The sequence below is a fragment of the Lactiplantibacillus nangangensis genome (genome assembly GCF_005405065.1).
In the GTDB taxonomy this organism is placed as follows: Bacteria; Bacillota; Bacilli; order Lactobacillales; family Lactobacillaceae; genus Lactiplantibacillus; species Lactiplantibacillus nangangensis.
In genome coordinates, this window is the sequence record NZ_BJDI01000011.1 from 28,551 (window position 1) to 46,197 (window position 17,647).

A 17,647-nucleotide genomic window follows, 5' to 3' on the forward strand; every position below is an offset into this window, starting at 1 on the left:
GAAATAAATTTATATTTAAATGAATAGTGTTCGGGTATTGCTTTCAATCACGACAGATGATATTATAATAACTATCATAAATAAATAAAACACGAACATTTACAATTGTGCATTTTCTGTTATTTCAATTATCTGGAGGAAATCATGAACAAAATCGCGGCATATTTTAATTTTTCAGAATTAAAGACCAATGTGCGGACGGAAACGTTAGCCGGTTTGACCACGTTCGTTTCCATGGCTTACATTCTTTTTGTTAACCCGAGTGTCTTAGGGGCTTCGGGGATGAGCCAAGGGGCGGTCTTTACGGCCACGGCCTTAGCTTCAGCGTTAGGGTGTTTATTGATGGGGCTTGTTGCCAAGTACCCAATTGCGATTGCGCCAGGTTTAGGGGTCAACGCCTTCTTTACTTATTCAGTTGTTATCGGGATGGGTGTGAAGTGGGAGACTGCGTTAGCCGGAGTGTTCGTTGCTTCCGTGATTTTCATGATCATCACACTTTTCAAATTACGTGAAATGATTATTGATGCGATTCCACGTGACATGAAATTAGCTATTTCTGCCGGAATCGGGTTTTTCATCGCCTTTATCGGGTTGCATGGTGGGGGCTTGATTGTTGCCAATAAATCAACGGTCGTTGGTTTGGGCTCATTGAGTGTTGGGACGACTTGGTTGACCATCTTTGGTTTGTTAGTCACGTTAATTTTAATGAGTCGTAAAGTGCCCGGTGGGATTTTTATCGGGATGGTCTTAACGTCGATTTTAGGGTTAGCGACTGGCTTGATTAAAATGCCAACACATTGGGTTTCAGCTGCGCCATCATTGAAGCCAACATTCGGGGTTGCGATTGCGCACGTTGGCGATATCAACAGTGTCCAATTGATTATTGTTGTTTTAACCTTCCTATTAGTTACCTTCTTTGATACGGCCGGCACGTTAGTTGGTTTGGCTGAACAAGCTGGTTTTATGAAAAATAACAAAATGCCACGGGTTGGGAAAGCCTTGATGGCCGACTCCACTTCGATGTTAGTGGGTTCTGTCTTAGGAACGTCACCAACTTCAGCTTACGTGGAATCTTCTGCCGGGATCGCCGTTGGGGGTCGCTCAGGATTTAGTGCCGTTGTTACGGGCTTATTGTTCATCTTAGGTTTATTCTTCTCACCATTATTGAACGTGGTGACGGATCAAGTCACGGCGCCAGCGTTAATTATCGTCGGGGTCTTGATGGCCGAATCCTTGAAAGAAATTCACTGGGAACGCTTTGAAATTGCCGTGCCAGCCTTTTTGACGGTCATTGGGATGCCATTGACTTACAGTATTTCTGATGGGATCGCCTTGGGCTTCATCTCTTATGTGGTGACGATGGTTGCGACGAAGCATGCCAAAGAAGTTCATCCATTAATGTATGTGTTATTCTTCATCTTTATTATCTTCCTCTGGATCTTGAATATTTAACTTAACGATAAAAATAGCGGCTCAACATTAGGTTTTATGACTAATGTTGAGCCGCTTTAGATTGTTGTGGGAGCTTGAAAACCGCTAATCCAGCTCACTGTGATTCCTAATCAAGATAGTTGATAATAGCCGCTTCCGGTTGTTATTGATAACATGCGGCCGAGGGACCGGGTCAAGCCTGAGGAACGTCTTGCCCCTCGCCTGGAAGCCTTGCACAACCCGCAAATCTCCCGGACGGTCCGTGGTGTAAGACCGGAAAATCACCGGTCAAACGCCACCCACACGGCCGATGCCATCAACAACAACCTCCAGCTAGTCCACTGTTTCGACTGATTAGTCAGTTATTCGGATTTAGCTCCGACTGTCAGAATTGGTGTGTTGTCTGCTTTAGGCGTTAGGCTTTTCTTTGCCGATTGGGAATAGGCTGCGTGGATTGTAGCCTAAATCTGTTTGTTCTTCATGACGTAATTTAAGGTAGTCAAGGTTGTCCAAACTTGAGTCTGACCATAAATCAGATTCAGCCTTGTGGATTGGTCTAAAGATGATAGTGCCGTCGTTATCTTGGGACACATTAAACTCAGTGTTTGCAGGTACTTTGATGGATTTAGGAATCGATAGAACTGTTGAATGGCCGTGACGACGTGTTTTTACAATCATGGACTAATCCTCCTTTGAAAGTTGGCCTTAGTATACCTGGTAATCAAAATTTGAGTGTTTAATTGAACTCGTTTTAGATTATTTTTTGGTCATAGCTTAAAGTTACGCAAAATGGTTTCTCGTTCTGCTAAGGATTTCTTTTCTACTTGGGCAAAGTTGTGCCAGTGGAAATGCCAAAGGCGGGTCTTGAGAAACGTGCCGCGGAAAAGCGCCTTTGCGAGTGGGGCGCCGAAAATCAGGCGATAGGCCCAGTTGGGGGTGCTCATGGTTGTGATTAGCTCGATCTTAGGTTGCTTGACCAAGGTCGTGCGCATGGATTTGGCATCGTAGAGTTGGCCCTTGGCATAAACTTTATCTAAAAAGCCTTTGGTCATTGCGGGCACCACTTCCCACCAAACGGGGAACATGAAGATAATTCGGTCGGCGTCTCGTAGTCGCTGCTGATAATTGGCTACTTGTGAATCAGTTGGTAAACCGCGTCGCCAGTTTGTGAGGTCGTCGGCGGTCATAACAGGATTGAAGTGATCGGCATGCAGGTCGATTAAATCAATCGTCTCTCCAGCCTGGGTTAATTTTGCCATGGTCGTTTTCAATAAAGCGGCCAAAAAGGAGCGATGGTGCGGGACATTTTCACCGGCAGTCGCGGTATAAGGGTGGTCAAAAATAATAACAGTTTTCATTAGTCAAAACTTCTTTCATGAGTTAATAATGGTAGTATAGTGGCAAATAAGGAACGCGGCCTTAACATATGTTAAGTGGTTCGCGGAAGGTGGTTGACGATGGGGTTAACGGACTATTTAGCGCAACAATTTCCGGTGATCAATGCGCATTGGGATGAGGTTCAAAGTCGGTTCACGGCAAAAAAGGTACCCGCTGGAACAACGTTGTTGACGGAAGGTGACGTGGCGACCAACTTGTATTTCATTTTAAGTGGCGCCGCGCGATTGAGTCATAGCAGCGCTGACCGTGAAATTACGCTACAATTCTTTTTTGAAAATCAGATTGTGGCTTCGTTTGAAAGCTTCTATCTTAATCAACCGAGTGGCTTTGCCTTAACTTGTTTTGAAGCGAGCGATTTGTTGGTACTCAGCAAAACTGACTTTGATTGGTTGCGCCAGACTTATCCGGAGATCGAACCTGAAGTGACGCGTTTTGTCTGCGAACGTTTTATCACGTATCGCAAGATTCTTTTCAATCAGCTGGAACAATCGCCCGTGGAACGGTATCAAAATTTGGTTGAAAATGAGCCTGAAATTTTGGATCGAGTGCCATTACATTTGGTGGCCTCTTATTTAGGGATTACTCCCGTTTCGTTAAGTCGTATTCGGGCACGGTTAAAATAAATTTATAAATTGTGTCGTCACAAAAATAGCGACTCAGAAATTCTAAACGGATTTCTGAATCGTTATTTTTGTGATAATTGTCTTGTGGTTAGCTATCTTGACGGGTCGCTGCGATGTCGACTTCACGAATGTTAACTTCTTGTGGCATGTCATACATGAACTTCACGGTTTCAGCGACATGTTTTGGATCGAGCGTGATACCGCCCATGGTTTGCTTCCAAGATTCGTATTCAGTCAATGCGTGCTCATCGGTGACGTGCGTCAATAAATTAGTTTCGGCGGCACCGGGGGCAACCAGCATGATACGGACGTTTTTAGCGGCGACTTCTTGGCGAATCGTTTCAGTCAAACCGTGGACGCCAAATTTGCTAGCAACGTAGGCGGCATGATTTTGAAAGGCTTTGAAACCGGCAATCGAAGACACGTTGATAATCGTGCCATGTTCACGTTCAGTCATTTGAGGTAAGACGAGTTGAATGCCATTTAATACGCCCATGACGTTAGTGTCGAGCATTGTTTGCCATTCAGTTGGGGATTGTTGCCAAACGTTACCTAATAACATGACGCCAGCATTGTTGATCAACAGGTCGGTTGGGCCATAGACCGCTTCGGCAGCTGCGATGGCGTCCCGTAATTCAGCTTGATCAGTGACATCAGCATGCTTAATCATGACGTCACCGGCCAGATTAAGTGCGGCGATTTTGTCGGTATTGCGGCCAAGCAACAATAGTGGATGTTGGTCGGCGTTGAAAATTTTGGCCATTTCGGCTCCAAAGCCGGAACTTGCACCGGTAATAACGATTAATGATTTCATTTTAGATAAAACTTCCTTTTAATTAATTTTCTGATTTGACGACTACGAAATATTAGTATAGTCTGAATTGGCAATTTGCCTAGTACGCACTTTTTGGTAACCGGCAATGGGAGGAAAATATGTATGCAAATGAATTTGATGCCACGATGCAAATGATTCGTGGTAAATGGAAAATCTTGATCTTGTATGAACTGGACGATGGTGATGGCCGATTTAACCAGCTCCAACGTACGCTGAACGTGACGCATAAAATACTGGCTGAACAACTGCAACAGTTAATGGCGGATGGCTTGGTGCAACGGCACGATTTTCATGAACAACCGTTACATATCGAATATCAATTGACGGCCAGGGGGCAATCAATGATTCCGGTGCTGGATACAATTTGTGATTGGGGCTTAGCCCATGTGGATCGTGATCAGCTAACAAACGTGCTCTGCGATGAAACTGAGTAAAACTAATATGGCGTCATCAATCCAATTTAGGGTTGATGACGCCATATTTTTAATTGAATAATTGTTTTTCGATATTAATATGCCGGGTCTGCCAGTAGACGAAGCCGACGACGAGCAGAAAGAGGATCGCAGCGACGAGGACTATTAACAATGAAATTGTCCACGGCGTGTTTAAACCGGCCCGATTATGAGTATGACTCATAAAGGTGTTAATCATGTTTAGGTCACTAGCTGCATGTAACAAAATGGGTAAAATTAAGTTTTTGGTTTTGAGATAGACGCCGCAGAGTAAGACGCCAGTTACAGCAGCCAGAAATAGTTGTGGCAAAACATAGCTCCAATTTAGACCGGTGAGGTTAATCAGGTGCACGCTTCCGAAGGCAAGACTGTCGATGATGATAACCAATAGTGTTTTTCCTGGTAGCGCCTTGGCTAATAGTGGCAGTAAGACACCACGATAGATATATTCTTCTGTCAGCCCAATGAGTAAAATATAGCCAGCATAAAAGAAAATCATCGGACTGAAAGACAACTTGCCTAGTGCAATCCAAGCAGGCAGTTTTGGAATCAGCAATAGCACTAAAGCGGGTAGGCAAGCTAAAAATTGTTGCCAGCCATGCGTTGAGTGCCACCACTTGATTGGTATCTTGAACAAATAGTGGTTCAGCCCCCAAGTGGCGACTAGAATAACTGCATCTTGCACGATTCCAGAATAAAGCCCAGGCACGAAACGACTTGTGAGTGAAGGAACTAGTAGAAATAACCCCGGAACTAAAACAATTAACAAAATAGCGAACCATGGATAATGGCGCGATTGTGACATGATAACATCCCCCTAGACTAATTTGAGTTAATCTTAAGTTAAGTCTAGCACTGCTTTGACACTGTTTACAGCTCGTTTGTGAATTATGTACAAACTTTTTAGGCCAAAAAAATCCCGCCAGCAAGCTGACAGGATTTAAGTGCTTATTTGTTAAAGGTGTCGTTTTCGACGTCTTTGATAAATTGTTCCAAGTGGTCGAAGTAAACGGGAGCATTATCGATCATATGATGATGACCACCGTTTGGCGTCGTCACTAAGCGTGAGTTAGGAATATCACGCGCCATCCGCCGAGCTGAAGCCAGTGGCATGGTTTCGTGTTCGCCAAAAGTCAATAACGTTGGAACTTTAATGTTATGGATTTGGTCACGAACGTCCCATTCCTTCAACTTACCAGTGATCACGAATTCATTGTCACCTTGGAAAGCGTTGTAAACGGGAGTAGCGGTCGTATCGATCAAATGTGAAATTGCTTTAGGTTGTTTGCGGTCAACATAGTTGGCGTTCAACACATCCACATATTTTTGGTATTGTGGATCATTCCAGTTGCCTTCAGCTTCTTTTTGCTTCATATAAGCAACAGCATCGGCAGGTAAGCATTCTTCACGACATTTGTTGACGTTAACCACGTATTCTTCAATGTTGTCGACCATACTTGAAATGATGGCACCCTTGAGGTGTTTGCCGTATTTCAAAGCGTACATCATGACGAGCGCGCCGCCCCATGATTGGCCGATTAAATAGAAGTTTTCCAAACCAAGCTTTTGACGAACTTCTTCGACTTCATCCAAGAAATAGTCATAAGTGAGGTATTTCTTAGCAATTTCAGGGTCGGAATAGTCAGGTTGGTCAGAATAGAATGAGCCAAGTTGATCATACATTGTCACTTGGACGCCGAGGTCAGCTAGCTTTTCACCAAAGTTTTCCCAGTATTCATGATTGCCACCAGGTCCACCATGCAAGCAGAGCAAATGAATATCGCCTTCGCCTTGGGTGTTGGTCCATAAATGGTAGCCATTATCGAGTGTGAGGATCGTTGTACCTTGTTTCAAATGATCACCTAATTTCCAATTATTTATACCGTTATGGCATATGATTGTCATTATCTTACCACTGTTAACGAGTGAGGGTCAAAAGGGACTGTCGGCGGGAGTCAGGTGGATGTCTTCCAACTGTGAAAAGTCATGAGTAGCAACAAAATGGGCATTTAAAAAAGGGTTCAAGTGTTGCGGCGTGAAAGTGATGACGCCATCACGTCCTTGATAGGCATCATAGTCCTGTGCACTTAATTTAAATGATGCTGGGATTGGCAAGACGGTGGTTGAGCCGATTTTGTAAGGCTTGACAGTCATATTTCTGACCTCCTAGGTTGACTTAAGTATACGGTGCAGTTGCAATTTGAACGAAGAATGTGACTTAAATAGTTGTCTTAGATGATCATTAGGCAGTGGTAGCCCGAGCCAAAATTAACGACATTTACCAAAATGTCACCACTAATCTCCTTAAATGAAAAATGTAATATTACAAAACAATGGAACCGATTGCGGTTTGTTAACCGATATGAAATAATGGGTTAACAAATCGATAGGAGAGGTGGGTTGCGGATGGCAACGCAGACGGAAGTCTTAACACAATTGATGCAAACGGCACCAGCCTATTGCTCTGGTGATGAGCTGGCGCAACTATTTGGCATTAGCCGAACCGCCATTTGGAAAACGATTCAAAGTTTACAGGGGGCTGGTTATACCATTGAAAGCCGCCACGGTCGCGGTTACCGCTACGTGCCGAATAACCAATTGAGTGCGACGGTCATTCAAGCAGCGCTACCATCAAAGATTGCGCCTCAATTGGTGGTCTTGCCAACGGTTGATTCGACCAATGCCTACTTAAAACGGTTGGTCAGTCAAACGCCGTTAAGTCAGCCCACGGTCGTTATTTCGGACACACAAACAGCGGGTTATGGGCGTTCTGGTCGCGCATTTTATTCGCCAGAAGCGACGGGAATTTATCTCAGCATTGGTTTACCGATGCATCCGCAGCAGTCGTTTGATCCAGGCTTGCTCACGACGGGGACGGCCGTTGCGGTGGCAAAAACGTTGACGGAATTGTTCGAAGTGCAAGTTGAATTAAAGTGGGTCAACGATGTGTTAGTTAACCATCATAAAGTCGTCGGTATCCTGTCGGAAGCGGTCGCTGATCTCGAAGCGGGGCAGCTTTCGACGGTCATTGTGGGAATTGGTATCAATTTAATGACGACTGATTTTCCGAAAGCCTTGGCGACGAAAGCTGGAGCCGTCACTGCTAAGATGGATGTGACGCGCAATGAAGTCATCAGCACCTTATTAACTGAATTCTTTACCAGCTATCAAACTTATACCACGGGCGACTTTATGGCCGATTATCGGCGGCTGTCGATGGTCATCAATCAACAAGTTGAATTGAAAAGTGGCACCAAAACCGTTACTGGTATCGTGAAAGACATTGATTCGACAGGGGCATTGGTTGTACAATTGCCGTCGGGTCAGATCCAACGGTTAAACTCTGGTGAAATTACCAAAGTTAATTTATTAACGGGGGCGTATCATGGTTAAGCACACGCAGTTAAGTCGCCTGATCATTGCCGCAGAGCTTGCGGTTGGCTTGGCAATTTGTTCTAAGATAACGATCCCACTGGGGTTGGTTCCGCTGACGGGGCAAACTTTAGCCGTGGGATTGATTGCGAGTATTGTGCCACCACTGGTCGGAACTTGGGCTATTGGCATCTATTTGTTATTAGGGTTAATTGGGTTACCGGTCTTTGCGGGGAGCACGGCCGGTTTAGCCGCCTTATTTGGGCCAACTGGTGGTTATTTATGGGGTTTCTTCCTATATATCTGGCTTGTCGGTGCTTTTAGTAATCTCACCAAACAAACACCAGCTTTGATTATTGGCAATATAGTTGGTGCCACGATACAATTATTTGCAGGTGCATACTGGCTAGTAATATCAGCCCACTTATCATGGACAGCTGCGATTAGTAGCGGTGTGACCCCATTCTTGTTACCAGCAATTATTAAGGTAGTCCTTGTGGTTGTAGTGGCTAAGGCGATTCTAAAACGTTTGCCACAAAAGCTGCGTTTAAAGGGATAAACCGGAAACTTAAAAATAGTACTTATACCGATGAATAAATAAAGTGGTTAATAAAAATAACTAAAGAAGGCAAACTAATACTAGTCAAGTGGTACCCAAACATATTATAGTTAGGGTATTAGCGCTACTAGATGAAGAGTTAGTAGTTACTGACAGAAACAAATCAAGGGGTAATGGGAAATGAACGAAAAATTGCAGGGCGTGAACATCAGCCGCACGATGGCTCGGATGAATCGGCATAAGATGCATCCGCGTCGATACATCACCGGCTTTGATGGCATCCGGACTTTAGCGGTGCTGGGAGTCATCATCTATCACTTAATGCCAGCGTCACTACAAGGTGGATACTTAGGAGTACCAATTTTCTTCGTTGTTTCCGGCTATTTAATTACGGATATTTTGTTGCAAGAGTGGGAGACCCACGATTCAATCCGCTTGTGGAACTTTTATGGGCGACGCTTGCGACGACTCTATCCGGCATTGGTGGCGATGCTGCTGGCAACGACGGCGTATATCACGCTGTTTCAGCGGTCGTTATTGACGAATATTCGGGCAACGGTCATGACGAACTTAATGTATGTCTACAATTGGTTCGAAATTGGTCACGGTCAGAGTTACTTTGATCGCTTTAATGGCGAGTCACCTTTTACACATTTGTGGTCGCTGTCGATCGAAGGACAGTATTACTTTTTTTGGCCGTTAGTGGTCATCTTTTTAATGTTAGTCTTTAAAAAACGAAGCCGAATTTTCGCAATTATGATGGTTGCGGCATTGCTTTCAGCTTTAGCGATGGCCTTATTGTATGATCCGGCTAATACTAACCGGGTGTATTATGGGACTGATACGCGGATGTTCGCGATTTTGATTGGGTCGGGGCTCGCCTTTATCTGGCCGTCTCGTGAGTTGCCGGAGGACGTTAACTTTGGTAATCAGGTCACGCTGGACGTTTTGGGTGGCGGGTCACTACTTGCTTTGATCGTCATGTTCTTCCAGATGTCCGGTCAATCAGCGTTCACATATCGTGGTGGAATGTTGATCTTCACCATTTTGTCAGGGGTGTTAGTGGCAACGGTCGCCCATCCGGCCAGCCACATGAACCGCATCTTAACGAATCCAGTCTTTACCTATATTGGGCAACGAAGCTACGGGATTTATTTGTACCAGTTCCCGGTCATGATTTTTTACGAAACGAAAGTGCATAACATTGGTGATCATCCATTGATTAATAGCTTGATTGAAGTGGCGTTAATTATGTTAGTCACGGAACTAAGCTATCGTTTCATCGAAAATCCAATGCGGCGCTACGATTACGGTCAATTATTCTCGGATATTCGCAACTTTATGCGGGCACCACACTTTAACCGAGTCACCGGGACGATTGCGAGCTTTGCGACCATCCTGTTCGTGATTACAGCGGTGGGCTTCGTGCAACAACCAAGCAAAGCGTCCAGCAATAAGAAGACTGCGATTCAGAATACGATTACAAAGAATACCAAATCCGTTAAGAAGCAGAATGCGGCCGCTTTGAAACGTCAAAAAGAAGCGGCTAAGGCGTCGGCTGAGTCGAAGCAAGTCGCAACTGAAAAGTTGAAGACGAAACAAGCTTACGATAAGTTGACGGATGCCCAGAAGAAAGTTGCCAACGACTATAGCTTGAAACCACAAGTGGTCTTGGCCATGAATGGTACGGCACTATCGGCAATCGGGGATTCAGTTTTGCTGGATGTTTCTAGCGACTTACAACAGGTCATTCCAGGAACCACGGTTCAAGGAAAAGTTGGTCGTCAAGTGACAGAAGTGCCGGGTATTGTCGGCGCGTTGAAGAACCAAGGTCAGTTAGCCCATAATGTGTTAGTCAACATTGGGACGAACGGGACGATTACCGGTGCCCAAGCGGATCAAGTGGTCAATGCCATTGGGAGTGACCATCAGATTTTCTGGGTCACCGCGCACGTCCCAACGCAAAGCTGGCAAAATCAAGTTAACCGGCAGATCAATGCGACTGCTAAGAAGTATAACAATGTGCATGTGGTGGATTGGTATACGGAAGCGTTGAATCAGGGGACTTGGTTTGCAAGTGATAATGTTCATCCTAACCCAACTGGGAATAAGAAATTAACTGCTCTGATTGCTAATCAAATTGCAAAAGTGAATAACAACTAAAGTTAAAGCGCCAACCGCGAAAGATATCGTGGTTGGCGCTTTTATGGTTCAATTAGTAAAGGTTGAAAGATGAAAACCGCTAATCTATCCCACTGTGATTAGTAACCAGGCTATGAAAGATAGTTGATAACCGCCGCTTCCGGTTGTTGTTGATAACATGCGGCCGAGGGACCGGGTCAAGCCTCAGGGACGTCTTGACCCTCGCCCGGAAGCTTTGCCTAAACCGCAAATCTCCCGGCTGGTCCGTGGTGTAAGACCGGAAAAGCACCGGTCAAACGCCACCCACACGGCCGATGCCATCAACAACAACCTCCAGCTAGTCAACTGTTTCGAATGATTAGTCAGTCATTTAGATATTTAGATTTAGCGGAATCAGTCAGAATCAATATGCTGTGTCAGCAAGGTTAGCTGGCATGGCGTTGAGGCGAAAAATCGGATTCTGCCTGAGCGATAATCCACGTATGAGAACAGTTTAGGCATAACCAACGCCAGTATCAGTGGGTTCACAACAGTTTGGGCACTTTCAACCTTTAGTCAATTATTTAGCTTTCAATGTTTTCAATGGAATTCGTAACTTAATATCGTTTAAATTCAGTGAGTACTGTAAGTCTTGGTTGCCACGAACCGTCATCTTCATATCGGTTGCGTAAATCACGAGGCCCAGTTGATGACCAGCGAGTAAACGATGGAAGATTGGCTGGAGTTCAACACTGAAGTCATTGAACTGGTTTGGCTGAATGGCTTCAGCATGCCAAGGCTCGTGCCGGTTTTGTAAATTCAAATGACCTTTTGTGATCATCTTGAATGGCGTCGCTGGGGCTAACTTGAAGTCTTTCAAATCATCTTCACGCCAGTGGTAGCCAAGGTCGAGGGCTTTAGAGGCAATTAGTTGAGGACTAACGGTTAGCCGTTGTGCTAGACCAAAGTCAATCAACATGAAACTCAGCATCCCAAAGTTTTGGTTAACGGCGACCGTCCCACTCACTTGTGGTCGTCCAACAAGTAATTGATCCGCAGGTGCTTGCCAAGATTTAAACAATAGCCGGTGATTATACAACGGATTCGTCTTATCTTCGCTAAGCAAATCGTTTTGCCAATCATTGAGATGTTGCTGATAATGCGCAAATAACTTGTCTGGCAATTTGTCTGTGAAGTGGGCCGCCCGTTGATCAACGGGATGGTCAGCCGGGACAAGTTCCTTATATTGAACCTTGAAGTCGAGTGACTTGTCGGCATCCTCCCACCAATTATCATGAGCCGTCCAAGTTTCAGCGGCCGTGTTATCTTGCACGAGCACGTTCGGCAAGAGGGCTTCAGCATGGTTGTCTAAGTCATAGAGTTCGTGGCTGAGCCAGAGATTCATCATGTCAGTGAAATCGAGCGACTGTAAGTTGTTGATGTAAATGTGTTGACCTTGATGCAAGATCAACTTTTTGGCAACCGGCACGTCTTGGAGCTTGTCCCAAAGATTGGCCACGTTGCGTGGTTTAACGTTCCAGTCGTTGAGCCCGTGAACCATCACGATGTCCGCCTTGATTTTGTCTACGTTCTTCAAGTAATTGCGTTCGTCCCAGAAACGGTTATAGCTCCCCGTTTCGCGATCTTGGTCGGCAGTCAATTCAGCTAATTTTTGATTGAATTTTCCTTGGATATGGTGGGCGTCACCGGCTTTAAGACTCCGTGAAAAGACTTCAGCGGCCAGCACGTCGGTATCTTCCCCTTGGAACGTGTCTGGTGCGACCACGAGACCGTTGTCGCGGTAGTAGTCGTACCAACTGGAAATAGCGGCTTCAGAAATAATGGTCTTCAACCCATCAACCCCGGTTGTTGCGGCAGCCGTCGCTAACGTGCCGAGGTAAGAGCGACCAGTCATCGCAACTGAGCCGTTTGTCCACCAAGCTTTGATAGCAACGTCGCCGTCACGAGTGGTGAAGGCGTGACGTTTGCCAGTTAGCCATTCAATGATGGCGATAGTTGACGTCGTTTCATCTTCATCCCCAGTGGGTGCGAGGCCATCAGAGTCGACGGAACCGATTCCGGCGGCGTAAACAACCGCAAAGCCCCGTGCTAAGAAGTAATCATTTAGCGTGTAAGAGCGTTCCCGACCAAAGCTTTCTTCGGCCTCAGTCGTGGTCTCGTCAACGGAACGGGCGGCTGGCAATTTTGGTGTCGTTGCTTTGAATTCAACGTCTGCGTAAGTGTTGTCGTCCGGTGTCTTGGCAGTCAATGGGACGTCGACATTATGCATCTGCGCCTTGCCGGCTTGGTCGTCGATACCTTGGTTGTAAGGACTCGCGGTATATAAGACCGGTACTTTTAGGCCATGGTTTGTTTCAGCGGGCCGCAAAATTTCAACTTTTAATAAGTCGCGTTGGCCGTCATCGTCGGTGTCTAGTGGGGCTTCGACGTAAACGACTTCACGGATGAGTTTGTCAGTATCAAAGACGGCTTGCGCTTTACCATTGAAGAAGAGGGGCTTTTGCGCCGAATCAGCTTGATAGAATGGCGCAAAAAAGCCGCGCGTAGTCAAGAGTTCAATCAACGTTTGTCCTTGGACGCCACGGGTATTTAATAATAAATACCAGGCGTAGTAAAGTGATTCGCGATCGAAGGCGGATTCACCGACCATGGGTAAGTGAATGTCGCGCATCGCCAACAGCGGATCAGCGAGGTCGAAATCTTGGCCGGGCAAGAAGCCGAGCAATTGTAAGCCGACGTTGTAGAAGACTTGGTTGTTCACGATGTGGGCCGTGTCTAGCCATTCAGCGAGTGTTTGTTGGCTAGTGGCCATTAAGTTGGCAAATTTGTGCTTTAAGCCGGCTTCGGAATGAACCTCGGGGAAGCTTTTGGCTAAAAGGGCCCGGTAAACGGCTGGAACGGTTGTTAACGTGTCCATGTCAGCGGTAATAAAATGAGTTTTGGTGAGTTCGGCAATCGCTGCTTCAGAATCAGTAGGGACGATTGCAAATTGATTATTTTTCATAGCGTTATCCTTCATAATTATGATTAGTTTTAATTAACATTATACCGCTATTTAGGCTTAGACCAAATTTAAACCTGACAGCGCTAACAGGCTGTGCTACATTAAAGTAAATTTAAATTTGGAGTTGAAAAGACATGGCTAAATTTCCGATTTTGTATACGACTAAAGCAATCAATGAAGATGGCATTCATGGTGAAGCTTATATCGAAGATGGGCTGCGGGTGCCGTTGGCCAGTCCGATGAAATCTGATCCGGGGTCGAATCCAGAACAATTGATTGGTTTAGCGTTGAGTACCTGTTTGAATGCCACGCTGGAAGCCATTGAAAAAGAACATGATGTGCCGCATCAAAGTAAGGTGGTCACGACGGTCAAGATGTCACGCGACCGGTTTGGCTATCAATTCTTTTTAGATGCGCAAGTCACGATTCCAGAGGTTGATCTCGCAACTGGCTCGCACTGGTTAGCGATTGCGGAGACGCGCTGTCCCGTTGCCAAATTGTTGGGAGACAACGTGAATGTTAAGATTCACCTGTAAAGTTCCGTCTCCGGTTGTTGTTGATAACATGCGGGCGAGGGACCGGTTCAAGCCTGAAAAACGTCTTGACCCTCGCCCGGAAGCTTTGCTTAAAATCGCAAATCTCCCAGACGGTCCGTGGCGTAAGACCGGAAAAACACCGGTCAAACGCCATCCACACGCCCGATGCTATCAATAACAATCTACAGCTAAATAGCTAATATGATGTTGAAAAAAAGACTGATTGACTACAATTTAGTGTAATCAGTCAGCCTTTTTTAATGGATTCTATTTGCAGCCATGATGGAATGGGCAATGTGGATGGGCGGCCTTAACGACGTCTTCTACTTTGTCCACTTGATCAAGTGCTTGGCGCTTAGTCTTTTCGCGTTCAATTTTGAGTTCTAAATACTTGCGATGGGTCTTGTAAAAGCCATGAATGGCAATGGCTAACGGAACCGTGTGTAATAAGGTCAAAGCTGGAATCAACCAAGGATAGTCGTGCGCCATGTTGTAGACGCGTTCGTGATGTAACTTCCAAGCTTCGTGCATTTCTTTTGGTGGTAGCATACTAAGATCACGCTCCTTTAAATTGTTGCCTCCAGTATAACGGTTATTGTAACCGCTGTCACTAATGAGAAACGACCCCATCTGCTATTTCAAACGAACACGCTTAAATCAGCATGCTGGTTAGATGGGATAACACTGATGATTTTAATTGCAGTAGTGATTAGTCATTTATTAGCACTCAGTCTTAGGTTTGGTGCAACTAGGCTGAGTTTTAAAAACGCCTTAATAAGCCGGTTTGAAAATTGAAACAATGTTATGATTATTTGGTGGCAAAGTATGGATTACTAGGAACGCATTAATTTAAACCATTGGGGGAACTGGAGCATGTATCAGATACTGACTGATTCGGAATGTGATTTACCGCTAGCGGTTTTAACGGCAGGCAACGTGACTGCCATTAGTTTTCATACCAAGCTTGGTGATCAAGATTTAATCAATGATTTTGGGAAAAGTTATGATATCAATGACTTTTATCAAAAAATTCAAGCGGGAACGATGCCGACAACGACCCAAGTTAATGTTGGCGAGTACGTTGAGTTCTTCAAACCATATGTTGAGCAGCAACAGCCGATTGTGTACGTTGGTTTTTCGGGTGGTCTGAGCGGGTCAATGTCGAGTGCGCATCAGGCGCGTGCGATGTTGTTGGAATCACATCCCAACGCTGATATCCGCATTGTGGACAGCTTGGCTGCTAGTGGCGGTGAAGGCTTATTGGTGTTGCAAGCAATCAAGTTACAACAAGCCGGGGCAACCTTAGACGAATTCGTCAACTGGTTTGATGAGAACAAGTTGTGTCTGCAATCATGGTTTACGGTCGATAATTTAAATTATCTTTATCATGGTGGCCGCATCTCCAGAACATCGGCTGCTTTAGGCACGTTACTAAAAGTTAAGCCAATCTTGGACGTTGATCCAGCCGGCAAGTTACGCCAAGTTTTTAAAACTAGAACGCGGAAGAAATCTTTAGTTGAACTTGCCGATAAAACGTTAGCAGCGATGCAACATGATCCCGCTCAGCCGATAATCGTAACGACCAGCGGGGACTATGCAGCGGCGAAAGTGGTTAAGACTCGGATTATCGAAAAGATCAGTACGGCGGATGTGCAGATCTATCCGATTGGGATGACGATTGCTAGTCATACCGGCTTTGGCTGTGTCGCAGCCTTTGCAATGGGTGATGGGCCAAGAAGTTAAGTCATTATTATTTAAAAATAAGACCAAAGAAAAGTGGTGTCAATTGTCGAAAAAACGGCAATTGACACCACTTATTTAGTTCAATTTTAGTCTAACTTTTGATTCATTTTACTATGGCGAATCCCGTAGCTAAAGTAAATCACGAGTCCGAAGACAAACCAAGCGAGTGAGGCTGCCCAAGTTTCAATCGAAAGCTGGGTCATCATGAAGAGACACAATAGTCCTGAAACGATTGGCAGTACGGGATAAAATGGGACTCGGAAACCTTTGATTTTATTTAAAGTTGGGTTCTGACGTAGTAACAGAATTCCAAATGAAACGAAAGCAAAGGCAATCAAGGTCCCGATATTAACTAAGTTTGCTAATTGATCGAGCGGAATGAAGCCAGCGAGGACTGAAATCACAACTGTCACAGTGATCATCGCGTGTTTTGGCGCATGGTGCTTGTCGATTTTGCCTAAGAAACTTGGTAACAAGCCATCACGGCCAATCGAGTAGAGTAAGCGTGAACTACTGTAGATCATAGTGACCATCATTGTAAACATCCCTGCTAAGGCACCAATTGAGACAATCCCAGCGACAAAGTTTTGATGAACAAGTTGTAATGCGAAAGTAACCGCATCATCGACGTTCAAGAGTTTGTAGGAAACCATCCCAGTTAAGACGCCGGAAACCATAATGTAGAAGACGGTACAAACAATTAGCGTCCCAATGATCCCGATAGGCATGTTCTTTTTGGCATTCTTAACTTCGGCGGCGGAACTTGAAACCGCGTCAAAGCCTAAGTAGGCGAAGAAGACGACGGCCGCACCCTTGAAGATGCCGCTGACACCGAATGGGGCAAATGGCGTCCAGTTGGCTGGCTTCACATAAAATGACCCAACTAATAAGAAAATAACAATAATAGCTAATTTTACGGCAACAATAATATTGTTTAACCGGACTGAGGTTTTCAAGCCTTCGTCGATGATCCAGGCAATTAAACAAACAATTAAAATTGCCACGATATTCACGTAAGTCCCGTGCGCTGGGTCAAAGGAACCCGTAATGGCTTTTGGCAATTTCAGTCCGAAGCCAGCGATAAATGAATTAAAGTAGGCGGCCCAACCGACCGCAACCGCGGCAACGGCTAAAACGTATTCGAGCACTAACGCCCAACCGATGATCCAACCGACCATTTCCCCGTAAACGATGTTGCCGTATGAATAGGCGGAACCGGCGACAGGTAGCACGGAGGCGAACTCGGCGTAACACATTGCGGCGAGCGCACAGACGATTGCGGCAATGACGAAGGATAAAATGATCCCTGGACCAGCTTTGGTGGCGGCCACGGTCCCTGGTAAGATAAAAATTCCAGTCCCGATAACGGCCCCAATGCCTAATGCAATTAAGTCAATGGCGGATAGGGTCCGCTCGAATTGACTGTCTTTTTGTAAATAGCGCGACAGATTTTCTTTCTGAAAGATGCGCTGACGAATCCCCATAAATATTTGTCTCCCTTTTTAGTTATTATTAACAGCTCATTGTAACTATTCGACAATTTACTATGCTC

The 17,647-nt window shown here is 45.3% G+C and carries 17 protein-coding genes; 8 read left to right on the forward strand and 9 right to left on the reverse strand.

All coding sequences use genetic code 11. The features are described from left to right. Window positions 1–144: 144 nt before the first annotated feature. Complete coding sequence (locus FFM70_RS09940) at window positions 145–1,452, forward strand: NCS2 family permease (protein ID WP_137616705.1); 1,308 nt, start codon at window positions 145–147, stop codon at window positions 1,450–1,452. Between the two features lie 387 nt (window positions 1,453–1,839). Here the strand turns inward: FFM70_RS09940 and FFM70_RS09945 are convergent, their stop codons facing one another. Then, complete coding sequence (locus FFM70_RS09945; protein ID WP_137616706.1) at window positions 1,840–2,109, reverse strand: AbrB family toxin-antitoxin system antitoxin; 270 nt, start codon at window positions 2,107–2,109, stop codon at window positions 1,840–1,842. 89 nt (window positions 2,110–2,198) lie between these two features. After that, window positions 2,199–2,789, reverse strand: a complete 591-nt coding sequence (locus FFM70_RS09950) for an NAD(P)H-dependent oxidoreductase (protein WP_137616707.1) — start codon at window positions 2,787–2,789, stop codon at window positions 2,199–2,201. A gap of 99 nt (window positions 2,790–2,888) precedes the next feature. Between FFM70_RS09950 and FFM70_RS09955 the strand changes: the two genes are divergently transcribed. After that, a complete protein-coding gene (locus tag FFM70_RS09955; protein WP_137616708.1) occupies window positions 2,889–3,452 on the forward strand; it encodes a Crp/Fnr family transcriptional regulator in 564 nt (187 codons plus the stop codon). 88 nt (window positions 3,453–3,540) lie between these two features. Here the strand turns inward: FFM70_RS09955 and FFM70_RS09960 are convergent, their stop codons facing one another. Next, window positions 3,541–4,266, reverse strand: coding sequence for an SDR family oxidoreductase (locus FFM70_RS09960; protein ID WP_137616709.1), 726 nt, complete (start codon window positions 4,264–4,266; stop codon window positions 3,541–3,543). 119 nt (window positions 4,267–4,385) lie between these two features. Between FFM70_RS09960 and FFM70_RS09965 the strand changes: the two genes are divergently transcribed. Beyond that, a complete protein-coding gene (locus tag FFM70_RS09965; protein WP_137616710.1) occupies window positions 4,386–4,721 on the forward strand; it encodes a winged helix-turn-helix transcriptional regulator in 336 nt (111 codons plus the stop codon). Window positions 4,722–4,770: 49 nt separating this feature from the next. On the opposite strand, the gene FFM70_RS09970 is transcribed toward FFM70_RS09965, so the two are convergent. The 3 genes from FFM70_RS09970 to FFM70_RS09980 all read right to left on the reverse strand — a co-directional run bounded on the left by FFM70_RS09970 (window position 4,771) and on the right by FFM70_RS09980 (window position 6,893). Then, a complete protein-coding gene (locus FFM70_RS09970; protein WP_137616711.1) occupies window positions 4,771–5,544 on the reverse strand; it encodes a CPBP family intramembrane glutamic endopeptidase in 774 nt (257 codons plus the stop codon). A 143-nt stretch (window positions 5,545–5,687) separates the two neighbouring features. After that, the gene (locus FFM70_RS09975) at window positions 5,688–6,593 is read right to left on the reverse strand and encodes a proline-specific peptidase family protein (protein ID WP_137616712.1); all 906 of its coding nucleotides are present in this window, start codon (window positions 6,591–6,593) and stop codon (window positions 5,688–5,690) included. A gap of 78 nt (window positions 6,594–6,671) precedes the next feature. Continuing rightward, window positions 6,672–6,893 carry an antitoxin of toxin-antitoxin stability system gene (locus FFM70_RS09980; RefSeq protein WP_137616713.1) on the reverse strand — a complete coding sequence of 74 codons (222 nt, stop codon included), beginning with the start codon at window positions 6,891–6,893 and terminating at the stop codon, window positions 6,672–6,674. A gap of 252 nt (window positions 6,894–7,145) precedes the next feature. Between FFM70_RS09980 and FFM70_RS09985 the strand changes: the two genes are divergently transcribed. The 3 genes from FFM70_RS09985 (at window position 7,146) to FFM70_RS09995 (ending at window position 10,833) form a co-directional block, all read left to right on the forward strand. Then, entirely contained in the window at window positions 7,146–8,132 is a 987-nt protein-coding gene (locus FFM70_RS09985; protein WP_137616714.1) for a biotin--[acetyl-CoA-carboxylase] ligase, read from the forward strand. Beyond that, a complete protein-coding gene (locus FFM70_RS09990) occupies window positions 8,125–8,670 on the forward strand; it encodes a biotin transporter BioY (RefSeq protein WP_137616715.1) in 546 nt (181 codons plus the stop codon). Before FFM70_RS09985 ends, FFM70_RS09990 begins: the two co-directional genes overlap by 8 nt. A gap of 180 nt (window positions 8,671–8,850) precedes the next feature. Next, on the forward strand, window positions 8,851–10,833 hold the full coding sequence (locus FFM70_RS09995; RefSeq protein ID WP_137616716.1) for an acyltransferase family protein: 1,983 nt from the start codon (window positions 8,851–8,853) through the stop codon (window positions 10,831–10,833). 538 nt (window positions 10,834–11,371) lie between these two features. Here the strand turns inward: FFM70_RS09995 and FFM70_RS10000 are convergent. Continuing rightward, a complete protein-coding gene (locus FFM70_RS10000; protein WP_137616717.1) occupies window positions 11,372–13,816 on the reverse strand; it encodes a Xaa-Pro dipeptidyl-peptidase in 2,445 nt (814 codons plus the stop codon). Between the two features lie 134 nt (window positions 13,817–13,950). Between FFM70_RS10000 and FFM70_RS10005 the strand changes: the two genes are divergently transcribed. Continuing rightward, window positions 13,951–14,352, forward strand: coding sequence for an OsmC family protein (locus tag FFM70_RS10005; RefSeq protein WP_137616718.1), 402 nt, complete (start codon window positions 13,951–13,953; stop codon window positions 14,350–14,352). 267 nt (window positions 14,353–14,619) lie between these two features. On the opposite strand, the gene FFM70_RS10010 is transcribed toward FFM70_RS10005, so the two are convergent. Next, complete coding sequence (locus tag FFM70_RS10010; protein ID WP_137616719.1) at window positions 14,620–14,901, reverse strand: transposase; 282 nt, start codon at window positions 14,899–14,901, stop codon at window positions 14,620–14,622. Between the two features lie 324 nt (window positions 14,902–15,225). On the opposite strand from FFM70_RS10010, the gene FFM70_RS10015 reads away from it, so the two are divergent. Beyond that, window positions 15,226–16,095: a DegV family protein gene (locus tag FFM70_RS10015; protein WP_137616720.1), complete on the forward strand. Its 870-nt coding sequence runs from the start codon at window positions 15,226–15,228 to the stop codon at window positions 16,093–16,095. Between the two features lie 86 nt (window positions 16,096–16,181). On the opposite strand, the gene FFM70_RS10020 is transcribed toward FFM70_RS10015, so the two are convergent. Next, window positions 16,182–17,579, reverse strand: coding sequence for an amino acid permease (locus FFM70_RS10020; RefSeq protein WP_137616721.1), 1,398 nt, complete (start codon window positions 17,577–17,579; stop codon window positions 16,182–16,184). Window positions 17,580–17,647 lie beyond the last annotated feature (68 nt).